Here is a 13602-nt window from a genome sequence, read left to right on the forward strand (position 1 = left end):
TTAAATTAGAGCAAACTCAATTTGAATACTGCATTAGACCGTCTTGTATGACCTGCATCAACTTACGAACTGTTTTATTTTGTTGCACTGCAAAAAGAAAACGCCCAGCCATAACGCCTTATGCCTTAAAACCTATCAAAACAACTTATAGTGTCGATAACATCTAGCTAATGCGACGTTTAACATGATATGGATTCATCAGTCTGATCATTTTGTTTTATTGAAAGCATTCAGCATAAAAGCCAGAATGAATCCGCTTTGAAAGACGACTTTCTGCAACATAAAAACAACCACCTCGAGGCCTAACTATGCAAGCGATGGTAATCCGTCAGTACGGAAACTCTAATGTATTTGAATCCACCGAAATGCCTGCACCCGTCATTGAACCAGGACATGTCATCATCAAGGTCGCTGCCAGCAGTGTGAATCCTCTGGATACCAAGATACGAGCTGGTGCGGTTCCGGCAAACCCAGAGTTCCCTGCGATTCTGCATGGCGATGTTTCCGGTATTATCACTGAGGTAGGAGAAGGTGTAGACCGCTTTGAAGTGGGTGACGAAGTCTTTGGTTTTGCCGGCGGTATCAAACGTTATCAGGGCGCTCTGGCGGACTATATGCTGGCGGATGCCCGCCTGATTGCCAAAAAACCGGATAATACCGCCTTTGCAGAAGCTGCTGCTCTGCCGGTGGTTTTTATTACCGCCTGGAAAGCCCTGGTGGAACGCGCTCAGATTCAACCGCAGGATAACGTACTGATTCACGCAGGCACAGGCGGCGTGGGTCACGTTGCAATTCAGGTTGCCAAATGGGCAGGAGCCAACGTTTTTGCCACCGTTTCTACACCGGAAAAAGCGGAGATCGCCCGTAATCTGGGTGCCGATGAAGTGATTTTCTACCGCGATGAATCCGTGGAAGAGTATGTGGCCCGCTGCACCGATGGCAAAGGTTTTGATGTGGTGTTTGATACCGTGGGCACGGATAACATGGATCTCTCCTTCCAGGCAGCAAAAGTCAGTGGCACCGTGGTCACCATTGCGGCTCGTTCAACCCATGACCTGTCCCCCCTGCACGGTAAGAATCTGACCCTGCATGTTGTCTTTATCGCAACACCACTGGTTCATGGTGTGGATTTTGACGCTCAGGCAGAAGCGGTGGATGCCATGGGCAGCTTGGTCGGAGATGGTTATATTAAGCCCCTGCTGGATGCCGATATGTTCAGCTTTGAAGAGGTTGCTAAAGCCCATGACAAGGTTGAGGCAGGAACCGCCATCGGTAAAGTGGTGTTACTGCGCTAATGACGACCTTGCTTCTGATTAAAATAGCGGTTTCCATCGCCACCGTTATTGGTCTGTCGCTGATTGCAGAGCATGTAAACCCGCGTATTGCGGGTTTACTTTCCGGTTATCCGCTGGGTACTGCCATCGCGCTTTTCTTTATCGGCTACGAGATCAGCCCTGAGTTTGCGGCTGAAGGGGCGGTGTACACCCTGGCGGGTTTTGCCAGTACCCTGATGTTAACCACCGGCTATCTTTTTGGACTGAACCGTCTGACAACGGCACAGGAACAACAGCAACAGGAAACCGGGAGCTGGATAGCCATAGCCCTTGCCGGTACATCCGGTATTGCGCTTTTTCTGATTTCAGGTCTGGCTATTGATCAGCTGCAGCTGAATCTGGTCACCGCCGCTGGCCTGCCAACTCTGGCGATTCTGGCTTGCCTTTGGTTCTACCGGCATATCCCGGAAACTCAGGTCACAAAGCGGGTTGCCATGTCGGTATCTGTACTTCTCTTTCGGGCCGTTACTGCCGCGATGATTGTCGTTCTGATTACCGGCGCAGCCCATCTGGTACCCGCTTCTACCGCCGGTATTCTGGCCGCCTTCCCGATATCCATGTTTCCGTTTCTGATCCTGATGCATCGGACCTACGGCCCCGGTAAGGCGCTGACCGTGATCAAACACTATCCAACAGGGTTAGGCTCCCTGATGGTCTATGCTACTGGGGTTGCCTGGTTTTACCCACTCCTTGGCCTTCTGTGGGGGACATTACTCTCGCTGGCCCTGGCGACCCTCTATCTGGCTATAGCGCCACCCTATATGGACAGACTAAGACAGCTTCTGATCAGCAAAGCCCCCGTTGAACCCTAATCCCTCAGACCTGTTATGGGCCTGCTGACCGATCAACGGTGATGAAAACAATAACTAAGGATACCTATGTACACACAAATCATTAAACCTGCATTTTGTGATACCGATGCTCTCGGTCATATTAATAACACCAAGCTTCCGATCTGGTTTGAACAGGCCCGCAATGATCTGTTCCATATCTTTACTCCGGATCTGGATCCGCAAAAGTGGCAACTGATTCTGGCTAAAATCGAAGTGGAATACACCGGAGAGCTTTTCTATGGCCGGGACGTCACCATTAAGACCTATGTTGGTCATATTGGTAACTCCTCATTTCAGATCTGCCAGGAGGCCTGGCAGGATGGAAAAATGGGTGCCAAGGGTATCGCAACCATGGTGCATTACAGCTTTGCGGATAAAAAAAGCCAGCCTTTGACCGCTCACCACCGCCAGGAGCTGGAACAGCTGCAGCAAGCTTAACTCACTCTTGGCCAAAGATATTATCAGGAGTTTCGTTATGACCCCGGGAATCCGTCAGGCGAAAAAAGCCGGTATTCCATACGAGATCAAAGAGTACACACACGATGCAGGTGCCGAGTCTTACGGCGGCGAAGCCGCCACTGCACTGGGTTTATCAGAAGATCTGGTTTTTAAAACCCTGATGGCAAAAAGTAATGACGGCAAACTGGCCGTCGCCGTAGTACCTGTATCCGGCATTCTGGATCTTAAGGCGCTGGCGAAAGCCTTTGGCTGTAAGAAGATGGAGATGGCGGAGCCGGCACTGGCGGAGAAAACCTCCGGCTATGTGGTGGGCGGCATCAGTCCGCTAGGGCAGAAAAAACACCTGCCGACCTTTATCGATGCCAGTGCTCAAACGCTTGAGGTTATGCATGTCAGTGCCGGTAAACGTGGCCTTGAGATCGCACTCAAACCGGACGACCTTCTGGCTCTGACAAATGGCAAATGGGCCAGCATAGGCAAAGCAGACTAACCCCTCGTCGTCAGCTCCAATATCAGGTGGCCGCTATCAGCGGATACCCGATATTGGAGCCCACGACAGAGGGTTTTTATATCTGAGATAGCGCGTCAGAACGCATACATCACACGCAAGCGCGGCACAAACCAAGGCTCTTCTTTACCTGTCGATGGATTCCGCGGACCATACAGCATCTGTACATCACCGGAAACAACCCAGTTTGTGGATGGTGTAAACTCATAGCCCATGGCCCCTTCGATGTAGAGGCGGGTACTGTTATCGATATCCAGCAGTGCCCCAACCTGCATAAAAGAACCGTAATAGTAACGCTGGTTATATACTTTATAATCCACGCCTACCAGGTAACGGTCGTCTTTCTTAGCCAGGTCCACAAACAGGGCATCCTCACGGCCCAGAGCTTTCTGGAATGTCAGGCTGGCCATGCCGCCATCCTGCACCGGATCAAACCAGCGAATCAGATCAGTCCCTATGGCATAATCCGTTGCGGCGGCGGTGGCTGTACCGGAAGTAATAAACGCAGCGACCAGCGTACAGGCACGCAACAAGTTCTTCATTATTCGCTTTCCTATATTTTCTGAGTCAAAATAAATCGTCTCTGGATCATAACCAGATAACTTTGAGTCAAGAGAGTTCTTTTTGGTTCAAATTTGCCAGCCATTATACTGGAAAGCGGCCTCCAAACGCAGTAAAGACTGAGTGGATAAACAGATAGATGTACCAAAAAACAGATATAACACCAACCCCAGCATTAATTGACAAAATTGAGCAGCAGATAGGTCGCGCCCCCCGAGGGATTCAGGCAATAAGTGCCACCGATAGCCTAGGCACTCCTCTGGTCGTTCGCATGCACTCCATCGTAGACAAAAAACCTTTCCCGACACTTTATTGGATGACATCAGAACTACTGAAAAAGGAGATCAGCCATATTGAGGCCAGGGGTGAGATTAAAGCACTGGAGGAGCGCCTGATCGAAGACCCTGAGTTTCTGGCTCAATATCATGCCAGCCATCAGGACTATATTGACCAGCGGTGGCATTACATGTCACCTGAAGAACAGGTATTTGCTGAACAGGCGGGCTTCGTTAAGCTGCTGAAAGAAAAAGGGGTTGGAGGTATAGCCAACTGGGATACTGTTCGCTGCCTTCATACTCAATATGCCCACCACCTCTGCGGCTACAATGTTGTTGGTCAGTGGATGGATGAAACGTTTGCTATCGCTGACCTGATCCCTTAATGCTAAGGCGGTGCGATATCTGCCCACAAACGAAACAAGGCAGCGACTGCTGCCTTGTTTATATTTTAACGGGCTCCAATTAAGTTTTCACGCGCTCTTATATAGTCGTCAATAAACGCCTGATCCGCCTCGCTAATCTTCTCAATCATCACATCCAGCCCATAAGAGTAGCCATTTGAAAGCAAAATCGAGCTGCGTATCAAGCCAACAACGACTAAGACTTTTTTGACCCCCTCATGCAGCGCTGACACTTCAACTTTTACTTTCTCACCTGCCTTCAGATTGTACTCACTCTCGATATGCAGGTGCTTAGCAGAAAGACTTAGCGTCCGAGCCAGAAACTGCTTATGGCCTACCCGTGTCAGGCGCACCTTCCAGTGAACACTGACAGGTTTCTTCGGTTGTTTTTTCTGCATGTCGCCTACCAGTAACTAAAAAACTAACCGCTATTATGCTCAAGCAGAGTGAAAACTCAAAACAGAAATCATGCATTAAGCCTTATTCTAAATAATTCTAAGCAATCCCCTGCTAAAAGGTGCTTTCTGGTAACAAAAATATTAAATTGCCCGTCTGAAATTAAAACGATAATGAGGTTTTACTATGTATTTTGACGCTGCAGTATTCGCTGGCTTGGCCGTTGTTGGTGGCTGTCTGGTGATTTCATATTTCGGTATTCGCTTTATCCGTAGCAATATCCTGAAAGATGCCGAATAAGAAATAATATCTAAGGGCTTGATTCATCAGGCCCTTTTTCTGAAGCTCTACACGGCTCAAGCACCTGCAACAGCCCCTCCTATCCCATAGCAACCGCATCAGAGTGACTGTAGAAAGGGTGAAATAAAAACGGCCTGAAATATCAGACCGCTGCGGTTAATTCGAAGGTGCGTTGTAACATTCGGGCATCAGGTCCTGCCCTATGGCGATCAATGTTCAAATCCAGTGCAACCTGCTGCTTAACCTGCCCCCAAATAGTGGTTTGTTTCTCGGTTAACAACTTGCTTAGTGTTTCCAACCGAAACAACTGTGACAAACCAGCATGGTAAAAAAGTAACGATAGCCAAGTACTGTCAAAACCCCAGCTGTCGGTATAAACCACTTCACCCCGTAGCTCATCGTTGAGTTTCTCGGCAACTTCGCGTGCCGACCGCCCATCCTCCAGCAATTTAGCCCGAGGAATACCATGAACCAGCTCAGCACTGTCATCCCAGTGTTCCCACTCGGGCTCAGGGCGGATCAGGCAGGAGAATACGCTACCGTCAGGGCGAGCAAAACCTACTTCAATCGGGTAACTTCCCCGACCAAACCCTGAAGCTTCAACGTCAATAATATATGGCATCTGATTCTGCTTATCGTTTGTTGTCAAAATTCACTCGTCCCAGTTTGCGGACCCAACCACTTGGACAACCAGTACACATCCGCTGTGCACCTCGCACACGGCATCTGAATTAAATATAAACAGCAAGCCGTGTGCCAATAGGCAGATTATAGATTCAAAGAGAGGTTCATGCCATTTGCCTTTTCCAGGCTATGCCGGGTTTTTCTCTCCCAGTATTCGGACTGATCCGGGTTAATAGCCAGACCTAACTCGCCTTCGGTGCAGGCCTTTGCCATGCGGCGACAGGCTAAGGGATGCCCCTGCTCCGCAGCACGAACAAACCAACGTACCGCCTGTTCAGAACTTCTTTGCAGATGGCCATAGCCCATCTCAAAGATACACCCCATCTGGTACTGAGCCTTGATATCACCTTGACGGGCAGCATCCAGCAGATAGTTTACCCCTCGGCCCTTGTCCAGCGGTGAGATCCCGCGGAAATAGAGCAGATGGCCATAAACGGAAAGAGCCTTAAGATGGCCTTCATTAGCGGACTCTTTAAACAGCCGCATCACCCATTGATGTCTCAGTCTCGAGTGGCGCAGCACCGAAGAGTGAAACAGTTTCTCAGCCAGCAAAAACTTCAGCCGGGTCATAACGCCAATTTGTTCAGACATAAGCAACCACAAAATACTTTGGTTTATTTTTAACTGAGCAGTCAATTTTCGAGCCGGCATTCTAACACTGTGCGCTTAAGTAACAAGGCTACAAAATATGTTTATCGATACAAAACGAGTAAAATACTCACACCATGGCAAAAAAACCGTTACACCTCATTATTTTCTTTCCACTCATAAACAGAAGCGATGGCTCTCCAGCAAGGCCAAACCAACACACTATCAGTGTCTGAATAGTAAGCTATATTTCAGAAGCTCATGGCAGGTCCCATAATCAGCCTGATTAAAATGCCGCAAGCATCCGAATATATTTATTGATAGCATTGCCCTGAGGGGGAAAACCAACACCTTTTCAGGCCGTACGATACAGCCCTCGCCTATCTCAACTATATACAGGAGGCCTTTTGCTTACTTTCTGGATTGCTCTGGCATTAACCGCCGGTGCTTTTATGCCAGTTCAATCAGGCGTAAACAGCACACTGGCGCTTCATAGCTCAGGTGCCATATGGGCATCACTCATCTCATTTGTTGTTGGTACTGTGGCACTTTTCATCGTTGTTATCGCTGCACGCCAACAGTGGCCTGAAGTATCAAGCCTGAAAGAAGCTCCCTGGTGGGCCTGGACCGGGGGTTTAATGGGAGCACTTTTTGTCGCTACCTCAGCCTTCCTTGCTCCCCGGCTGGGGGCCGCCACAATGATAGCGTTGTTTGCTGCGGGCCAGCTCGTTATGTCTCTGGTTCTGGATCATCTTGGCTGGGCAACCTTTCCGGAGCACAATATCAATCTTTGGCGGATCCTGGGTGTGCTGATGTTATTTGGCGGTGTGCTCCTGATTCGCTTCAATTAACGTCAGCGTAAAATACAAAAAAGGGTGCCTTAAGCACCCTTAGCATCTTTTCCATTATCAGGCTCTTGCGCGAGCAATCACAGTTGCCAGCCAAACCCCCCCCAAAATCAGTAGGAAGCCACTGATATGGAAACCTCGCAAGGGTTCTCCAAGGAAGAGAATTGCCATCGCCATACCAAAAGCCGGCACCAGATGAATAAACTGACCCGCTCTTGCAGCGCCCAATTCAGAGATCGCTTTATTCCAGAACAAATAAGAAAGAATCGATGGAAAGATACCAACATAAAGGACGCTACCAACAGAGATCCAGCTCAATGGCATAGCTCTCCCGGAGAAGGTTTCATAAAGATAGAATGGAAACAGCACCACGACGCCAATCAGAACCGTAAGTGCAAAAAAGCCAAAGGGGCTCAACCCATCAGGTCGCAACCTTAATAGGCTGGAGTAGATCGCCCAGCATAGCACGGCCAAAAGAATCCAGGCTGTCCCGACATTCAGAAAGTCCATTCCAACAATCGCGGACGGGCTACCCTCTGTCACCACCACCACCACGCCAAACAACGAAATCATCATTCCAGCCCCCTGCAGCAGGGTGACCTTTTCACGAAAAAATAACCAGGAGATAACCAGAATTAGCACCGGACAGGCCGATTGCAGCAAAATACTATTGCTGGCAGGGGCGGTCTGCAGTCCAATATAAATAAGCGTATTAAAGCAGGCCACACTAAAAACTGAGAGCGTCAGTAAAATCGGCCAGCTGTTCCGAATCACATGTCGTGATTCTTTCCAATGAGGAATAGCAAAGGGCAGAATAATGGCTAAAGCAGTCAACCAACGCCAAAAACTCAGCCCGATAGGAGGCACATCTAAATGTACCGCCCGGCCAAGAACAAAGTTCCCGGCCCAAAACAGAGTTGTCAGTAACAATAACCAATAAGGTGAAACGGATAACACGCGCTGAAACATAGTCGATCCCTTGCCATTTGTTCAGCAAGGATGTTAACCGATAACAACATGCACGCCTATGGAGCGAATTAATCAGGGCACCACGACACCATAAACTCCGATGACAGAAATGACCTCTGATTCCAATGATATTTTTTATTAGTGCATCACTGAGGAGTTCCGGACAGAGTAAGCCGAAACAGATGCCTGAAGCTCAGATGCCAGGGCTTCAATATTATGCCCCAGCCCATTGAGAGCATGTGCTTCACTGGCAGTCTGCTGTACAACATCATCAATTCGACGAATGTTAGCATCAACCTCCAATGCAATCTGAGACTGCTGCTCTGCAACGGTCGCAATCTCAACACTGCTACTATTGATCGCGTGTACCATATCATTGATAGCTTCAAACGCATCACCGGAACGAGTTACTGTCCCGACGCTGTTGTCCGCCAACTCATGACCGCCCCGAACCAGAGTTACTGCACTCTGTACACGATTTTGCAGCTCCGTAATCGTTTCCTGAATACTGCGTGTATAGCCTTGTGTCTGCTGGGAGAGAGCCCGAACCTCATCGGCAACCACCGCAAAACCACGGCCGGCTTCTCCTGCACGCGCGGCCTCAATAGCCGCATTTAATGCCAAAAGGTTGGTCTGGTCTGCCACCCCCTCAATCGTTTCTAGAATCTGAGTGATCGCCCCGGCCTGAGACTGCACCTGTTCCGTAACGTCATAGACCGATGCAATTCTCTCAGCCAGCATGTGTATATCCCTGACGCTTTCCTTCACCAGATCATGGCCGCTACTGGACTGAATTGTTGCTTCTTCCGTTTGCTGCGAGGTTTCTTTAACACTGGCAGCTAATTGTTTAACGGCAGCAGAAAGCTGAGTAATTGCTGTCGTAATCTGCAAACTTTGCTCTTGCTGCTGCGTAACCCCAGCATCAAGCTCATCGCTGGCTTTAGTCATCTCTTTTGCATAGCCATTCAATTGAGTCGATGCAGACTTAATATCACCAATCGCCCTCTCATAACTATCAAGAAAAAGGTTGAAAATAGCCCCCAGGCGCTCAAACTCACTACCTCGATCAACACTTACCCGGCGAGTCAGGTCTCCATCTTTAATAATAAATTGCATCGCATTCTGCATGTCTAACAGAGCAGAACTGGCACCATGCTCGCTGACATTCAGCCCACGCTCTTCATCTTCAGGCGGAACCCGCAAAACACCAAAAGCTTTCAGTAGTGCAAAAGCCAGGTAACCAAGACCAAATCCCCAAACAAAGACAGTAAATACACCCGTCAACTGAACCATTAACTGATCGATAACACTACCATTGACTAATGCCGCCTCATCTGCAAAAAACACCAGCAGGATAGTACCCAAAGCACCGCAAACACCGTGTGCAGCAACCACATTAACCGGATCATCAACCCGCATAATATTCAGGATAATCCACTCCGCGAAATAAAGTGCCGCACCAGCAGTAAAACCGATAGCGACAGCTCCTGCGGGCTCGACAACAGCGCAGCCCGCAGTAATAGCAACCAACCCACCGACAACGCCGTTAAGCAATTTTTCTACATTGATCTCACGACGTTCATGCATCACCATAGAGATAAAGAAGCAACTTAAACCAGCGGCACCAGCTGATAGCATCGTGCTGGCAATAATCTTAGCGATACTGGCATCGCCGGTCAGAGTGCTCCCGCCGTTAAAGCCAAACCACCCAAACCAAAGAATCAGAACTCCCACCACGGCAAGAACCAAACTATGCCCCTGAATCTTTGTGATCTTCTTGTCCTTACCAAATACACCCAAACGGGGCCCTACGACTACGGCACCCGCTAACCCTACCCATGCACCTAACGAGTGCACTACTGTAGAGCCTGCAAAATCGATCATGCCTTGCTGTGCCAGCCAACCATCAGCATTCCAGATCCAGTGCCCGGAAATCGGGTAAATCACACAGGTTGTGAATACAGCAACCAACACATAAGCAAGAAACTTAGTACGCTCTGCTACAGCACCGGAGACAATTGTTGCAGCAGTACCCGCAAAGGTTGCCTGAAAGGCAAAAGAAGCAAAATCACTGGCCTCTGTCATACCTGACAGAGCAAAGCCTGATGTGCCAAAAAAACCTCCCGAACTCACCCCGAACATAATGGCGTAGCCCACAGCCCAGAAAGCCAGTACCGAGATAATAAAGTCCGTTATATTTTTGATCGCAACATTGATACTGTTTTTAGCCTGAGTCAGCCCTGACTCCAGTGCGGTGAACCCCGCCTGCATAAACATCACCAATGCAGCGCAGACCATGACCCAGACCAGATCAAGATTACTTTGCACACTTGCAGCATCCATAAAACACACCCTAAACGAAGTATTTCACTATTTTTTGATGCGTTTACCAAAGCAAGACCTATGCCTATAGCTAAAACAGAAATATCAACCAAGCTCAAGCAATCAAACTAAACATTGAAACCAAACAAACTTAACGATCCAGATGAAACAACTTTGTCATACGCACCAAATAGTCTCACAGATAAAATAAACGCACCATTTCAGGTCAAAACAACACTGAAACATGCTCTGGTTTTTTAACCACCCATCCGCTAGTGTAACCGCTGACTTCCCTATGATTCCGGCTTCAGGTAGAACCTATGAAACTCGTTATATCGCCTGCTAAAACACTGGACTTTGAATCCGCTCCAGTCACTGATATCCACTCCCAGCCAGAGTATCTCGAGCAAAGCCAACAGCTTATCGATCAATTAAAAGTCCTCTCTCAGGCAGAAGTAGCCAGCCTGATGAAGCTAAGTGATAAATTGGCCGCACTAAATGTAGCCCGCTTCGGCAGCTGGGAGACTCCATTTACAGCAGCCAATGCCAAGCAAGCTATCCTGGCTTTTAAAGGGGATGTTTACACAGGATTAAATGCAGAAAACTTTTCAGAGAAAGACTTTAAATTTGCACAGAACCATCTGAGAATCTTGTCAGGCCTCTATGGACTATTGAAACCGCTGGATCTTATTCAGCCATACCGCCTGGAGATGGGCACCAAGTTTGCAAACAACAGCGGTAAAAATCTTTATGAGTTTTGGGGTATGCAATTAACAGATGCTTTGAATAACGAGTTTTCTGAAGACCCCAATCCAGTATTGATCAACCTAGCCTCAAATGAATACTTCAAAGCGGTCAAAGCGAAACAACTGAATGCGGAGACTATCACGCCGGTTTTCAAAGACTGGAAAAATGGTCAATACAAGATGATCAGCTTCTATGCGAAGAAAGCACGGGGGCTAATGGCTGCCTATGTCATTACGAAGCAACTGACAGAACCTGAGCAAATCAAAGCATTTAATGTCGACGGCTACTACTTCAGCGAAGAGCAAAGTAAGGGGAACGAGTGGGTGTTCCTAAGAGACCATGACGAATAGATAGACAAACAAAAGAAAGGCCGCTTTAAGCAGCCTTTCCGTTTATGCGCAAAAAAGAAACGATCAGTTTTGCTGAATTCCCTGCAGATACCAGTTAGCATTTTCCTGGCGCATATCGCGCACCAGATGCCAGGTCTCACTGAACTCAGTTGGCACAGAGCTGTTCTCACGGATTTGACCAGAGAACACAACACTTGCCTCCGCCAAAGACCCTTGCTGGCTTACACCGCCCAAGCGAGCTTCAAGATTAACTACCTCAGTGTTCGGGGTCTCAGCCTGTGCTTTACGCTCTTCAGAGAGCAGGTTATACAGTTCAGGGGTTACGAAATCCTGAATCTCTGCCAAATCATTACTGTCCCAAGCCTGCTGCAGATGAACAAAGTGCCCTTTAGCCCGCTCCACAAAGCCTTCAGCATTAAACCAATCCGGAACCTGAGGTTCAACCTGAGCACCGCCCCCCATAAGGTTTGTATCAAAAGTACGCTCCTGCTGTTTAAAAGCCTCTTTCTGGTAGCCTACAGAAGATGCTCCAGCCGGGGACACCTGTCTCTTCCGGGCCATTAACTTGAAGATGATAAACACAACCAGAGCAATCAGAATAAAGTCGAACATCTGAAAGCCTTCAAACCCATCACCAAAGAACATTGAAGCTAACAATCCACCCGCTGCTAAACCTGCCAAAGGCCCCAAAAAGCCCATTTTGCTATTACGGGCTCCTGTAGAGGTAGCTGCATTTGTCTTGGATGGCTGAGTGTAGCTATTACTGCCTGTCGATTTTGTTGTACTCTTCGAGAAAGAGCCAAACGTCTTACCGCCACCCAATCGTTTTGCCTCAGCATGATCCAGACCTGTACCCAGAACCATAAAGAAAGCAAAAAACCATACTGCTATACGCTGCATAAAGTTACCTGTTAGTTTACTTATTATCCGTTATGCTTGAGTAATGGGGGCGCAGGAAGCGCATTCCAACCATAACAACAAACTCTTTACGGAGCTTTATATGTTAATCAGCCCTACCAACTCAACACTATTAGTCATCGATATTCAGGAAAAGTTGCTTCCTGCTCTGCATAATGCAGAACAATTGATGCTCAACAGCCAGTGGCTGATTGAAGTTGCTAATAGTTTAGCCATCCCTACCATTGTAACAGAGCAATATCCGCAAGGTCTGGGACATACCAGCGACCAACTTATACCTTACCTGTCATCTGCCGTGTTTCTGGAAAAAGAACATTTCTCTGCTGCGGAAGAACTCCATATTGTCGAATCTGTTAATAAGCTGAACAAAGAGCAGTTAATTCTTATAGGGGCTGAAAGTCATGTCTGTCTCCTGCAGACCGCCCTCGGCTTTTCAGAACTTGGATACGACATTTATGTTGTCACCGATGCTATAGCATCCCGTAAAGCGTCTGATTACGACACCGCCCTGATCCGTATGCAACAAAATGGTATTCAGCTGGTTACCAAAGAGATGGTCGCTTTTGAATGGCTGCATAAATGTAATACTGAGTCCTTCCGCAAAATCAGCAAAGGTTATCTCCGCTGATCGTCTTTGAGCGGCTTGCTTCAAACGGTGTATTACTCGTTCGCTTCTTTATATTCAACCCACACTTTTTACGTCTTTCAGGCCCGAACCCACCCCTAGCCCAAACATAAATCCCGGGCATAAAAAAACCCCGCTTCAATGAAGCGGGGTTCTTTTGGGCTGTCTGTGTACTATTTACACAGTCAGCCAGTATAAGGCGCTTGACGATGTCCTACTCTCACATGGGGAGACCCCACACTACCATCGGCGCTGAGCAGTTTCACTTCTGAGTTCGGAAAGGAGTCAGGTGGTTCCTACACGCTATTGTCGTCAAGCAAAAAGGTTGTAGATCGATGCCAATCGATTGTAATGCTTTGTGCCGTGTTAGGGCTAAATTCTGTATTGCGGTTTATCGTTTGATCTTTGTATCTTGTGTCGTATCCGATCGTTTGTCTTTCCGTGTTGTTGCACGGTTTACAGCAAGGTCAGACCATTTTGG

General features: G+C 48.1%; 15 protein-coding genes and 1 rRNA gene. 8 read left to right on the top strand and 8 right to left on the bottom strand.

Translation table 11 applies throughout. The annotated features are described in order from the left end of the window. The first annotated feature begins 308 nt into the window (after positions 1–308). From BTA35_RS05115 to ybaK, 4 genes are all read left to right on the top strand, one after another. A complete protein-coding gene (locus tag BTA35_RS05115) occupies positions 309–1295 on the top strand; it encodes a zinc-dependent alcohol dehydrogenase family protein (protein WP_077243305.1) in 987 nt (328 codons plus the stop codon). Further along, positions 1295–2146 carry a hypothetical protein gene (locus BTA35_RS05120; protein ID WP_202931167.1) on the top strand — a complete coding sequence of 284 codons (852 nt, stop codon included), beginning with the start codon at positions 1295–1297 and terminating at the stop codon, positions 2144–2146. Before BTA35_RS05115 ends, BTA35_RS05120 begins: the two co-directional genes overlap by 1 nt. Positions 2147–2212: 66 nt before the next feature. Then, entirely contained in the window at positions 2213–2605 is a 393-nt protein-coding gene (locus BTA35_RS05125) for an acyl-CoA thioesterase (protein WP_077243306.1), read from the top strand. 37 nt (positions 2606–2642) lie between these two features. Then, positions 2643–3116: a Cys-tRNA(Pro) deacylase gene (gene ybaK, locus BTA35_RS05130; protein ID WP_077243307.1), complete on the top strand. Its 474-nt coding sequence runs from the start codon at positions 2643–2645 to the stop codon at positions 3114–3116. 95 nt (positions 3117–3211) lie between these two features. Here the strand turns inward: ybaK and BTA35_RS05135 are convergent, their stop codons facing one another. Then, positions 3212–3676, bottom strand: a complete 465-nt coding sequence (locus BTA35_RS05135) for a hypothetical protein (RefSeq protein ID WP_077243308.1) — start codon at positions 3674–3676, stop codon at positions 3212–3214. Positions 3677–3834: 158 nt separating this feature from the next. On the opposite strand from BTA35_RS05135, the gene BTA35_RS05140 reads away from it, so the two are divergent. After that, entirely contained in the window at positions 3835–4356 is a 522-nt protein-coding gene (locus tag BTA35_RS05140; protein WP_077243309.1) for a DUF501 domain-containing protein, read from the top strand. A 65-nt stretch (positions 4357–4421) separates the two neighbouring features. Here the strand turns inward: BTA35_RS05140 and BTA35_RS05145 are convergent, their stop codons facing one another. The 3 genes from BTA35_RS05145 to BTA35_RS05155 form a co-directional block, all read right to left on the bottom strand. Further along, positions 4422–4772 carry a hypothetical protein gene (locus BTA35_RS05145; RefSeq protein ID WP_077243310.1) on the bottom strand — a complete coding sequence of 117 codons (351 nt, stop codon included), beginning with the start codon at positions 4770–4772 and terminating at the stop codon, positions 4422–4424. A 440-nt stretch (positions 4773–5212) separates the two neighbouring features. Beyond that, the gene (locus BTA35_RS05150; RefSeq protein WP_077243311.1) at positions 5213–5692 is read right to left on the bottom strand and encodes a 3'-5' exonuclease; all 480 of its coding nucleotides are present in this window, start codon (positions 5690–5692) and stop codon (positions 5213–5215) included. Positions 5693–5838: 146 nt separating this feature from the next. Further along, positions 5839–6345 carry a tetratricopeptide repeat protein gene (locus BTA35_RS05155; RefSeq protein ID WP_160055323.1) on the bottom strand — a complete coding sequence of 169 codons (507 nt, stop codon included), beginning with the start codon at positions 6343–6345 and terminating at the stop codon, positions 5839–5841. A gap of 404 nt (positions 6346–6749) precedes the next feature. Here BTA35_RS05155 and BTA35_RS05160 point away from each other — a divergent pair, with 404 nt between their 5' ends. Further along, the gene (locus BTA35_RS05160) at positions 6750–7193 is read left to right on the top strand and encodes a DMT family transporter (RefSeq protein ID WP_202931168.1); all 444 of its coding nucleotides are present in this window, start codon (positions 6750–6752) and stop codon (positions 7191–7193) included. A 57-nt stretch (positions 7194–7250) separates the two neighbouring features. Here BTA35_RS05160 and BTA35_RS05165 read toward each other — a convergent pair whose 3' ends face one another. Together BTA35_RS05165 and amt are read right to left on the bottom strand one after the other, a co-directional pair. Continuing rightward, positions 7251–8159, bottom strand: coding sequence for a DMT family transporter (locus BTA35_RS05165; protein ID WP_077243313.1), 909 nt, complete (start codon positions 8157–8159; stop codon positions 7251–7253). 138 nt (positions 8160–8297) lie between these two features. Next, positions 8298–10502: an ammonium transporter gene (gene amt, locus BTA35_RS05170; RefSeq protein WP_077243314.1), complete on the bottom strand. Its 2205-nt coding sequence runs from the start codon at positions 10500–10502 to the stop codon at positions 8298–8300. Between the two features lie 299 nt (positions 10503–10801). Between amt and yaaA the strand changes: the two genes are divergently transcribed. Then, complete coding sequence (gene yaaA, locus BTA35_RS05175; RefSeq protein WP_077243315.1) at positions 10802–11578, top strand: peroxide stress protein YaaA; 777 nt, start codon at positions 10802–10804, stop codon at positions 11576–11578. 63 nt (positions 11579–11641) lie between these two features. On the opposite strand, the gene BTA35_RS05180 is transcribed toward yaaA, so the two are convergent. Then, positions 11642–12478 carry a Tim44 domain-containing protein gene (locus BTA35_RS05180; RefSeq protein WP_077243316.1) on the bottom strand — a complete coding sequence of 279 codons (837 nt, stop codon included), beginning with the start codon at positions 12476–12478 and terminating at the stop codon, positions 11642–11644. 100 nt (positions 12479–12578) lie between these two features. Between BTA35_RS05180 and BTA35_RS05185 the strand changes: the two genes are divergently transcribed. After that, positions 12579–13124 carry a hydrolase gene (locus BTA35_RS05185; RefSeq protein ID WP_160055326.1) on the top strand — a complete coding sequence of 182 codons (546 nt, stop codon included), beginning with the start codon at positions 12579–12581 and terminating at the stop codon, positions 13122–13124. A gap of 198 nt (positions 13125–13322) precedes the next feature. Here the strand turns inward: BTA35_RS05185 and rrf are convergent. Further along, a 5S ribosomal RNA gene (gene rrf, locus BTA35_RS05190) occupies positions 13323–13438 on the bottom strand. Positions 13439–13602: the final 164 nt, after the last annotated feature.

The sequence above is a fragment of the Oceanospirillum linum genome (assembly GCF_001995095.2).
Classification (GTDB): Bacteria; Pseudomonadota; Gammaproteobacteria; order Pseudomonadales; family Halomonadaceae; genus Oceanospirillum; species Oceanospirillum linum.

Excerpts from the sequence above, each read along its gene's own strand:
- BTA35_RS05115 (WP_077243305.1), top strand. The coding sequence starts at position 309 with ATGCAAGCGATGGTAATCCGTCAGTACGGAAACTCTAATGTATTTGAA.
- BTA35_RS05120 (WP_202931167.1), top strand. The coding sequence starts at position 1,295 with ATGACGACCTTGCTTCTGATTAAAATAGCGGTTTCCATCGCCACCGTT.
- BTA35_RS05125 (WP_077243306.1), top strand. The coding sequence starts at position 2,213 with ATGTACACACAAATCATTAAACCTGCATTTTGTGATACCGATGCTCTC.
- ybaK (WP_077243307.1), top strand. The coding sequence starts at position 2,643 with ATGACCCCGGGAATCCGTCAGGCGAAAAAAGCCGGTATTCCATACGAG.
- BTA35_RS05135 (WP_077243308.1), bottom strand. The coding sequence starts at position 3,676 with ATGAAGAACTTGTTGCGTGCCTGTACGCTGGTCGCTGCGTTTATTACT.
- BTA35_RS05140 (WP_077243309.1), top strand. The coding sequence starts at position 3,835 with ATGTACCAAAAAACAGATATAACACCAACCCCAGCATTAATTGACAAA.
- BTA35_RS05145 (WP_077243310.1), bottom strand. The coding sequence starts at position 4,772 with ATGCAGAAAAAACAACCGAAGAAACCTGTCAGTGTTCACTGGAAGGTG.
- BTA35_RS05150 (WP_077243311.1), bottom strand. The coding sequence starts at position 5,692 with ATGCCATATATTATTGACGTTGAAGCTTCAGGGTTTGGTCGGGGAAGT.
- BTA35_RS05155 (WP_160055323.1), bottom strand. The coding sequence starts at position 6,345 with ATGTCTGAACAAATTGGCGTTATGACCCGGCTGAAGTTTTTGCTGGCT.
- BTA35_RS05165 (WP_077243313.1), bottom strand. The coding sequence starts at position 8,159 with ATGTTTCAGCGCGTGTTATCCGTTTCACCTTATTGGTTATTGTTACTG.
- amt (WP_077243314.1), bottom strand. The coding sequence starts at position 10,502 with ATGGATGCTGCAAGTGTGCAAAGTAATCTTGATCTGGTCTGGGTCATG.
- yaaA (WP_077243315.1), top strand. The coding sequence starts at position 10,802 with ATGAAACTCGTTATATCGCCTGCTAAAACACTGGACTTTGAATCCGCT.
- BTA35_RS05180 (WP_077243316.1), bottom strand. The coding sequence starts at position 12,478 with ATGCAGCGTATAGCAGTATGGTTTTTTGCTTTCTTTATGGTTCTGGGT.
- BTA35_RS05185 (WP_160055326.1), top strand. The coding sequence starts at position 12,579 with ATGTTAATCAGCCCTACCAACTCAACACTATTAGTCATCGATATTCAG.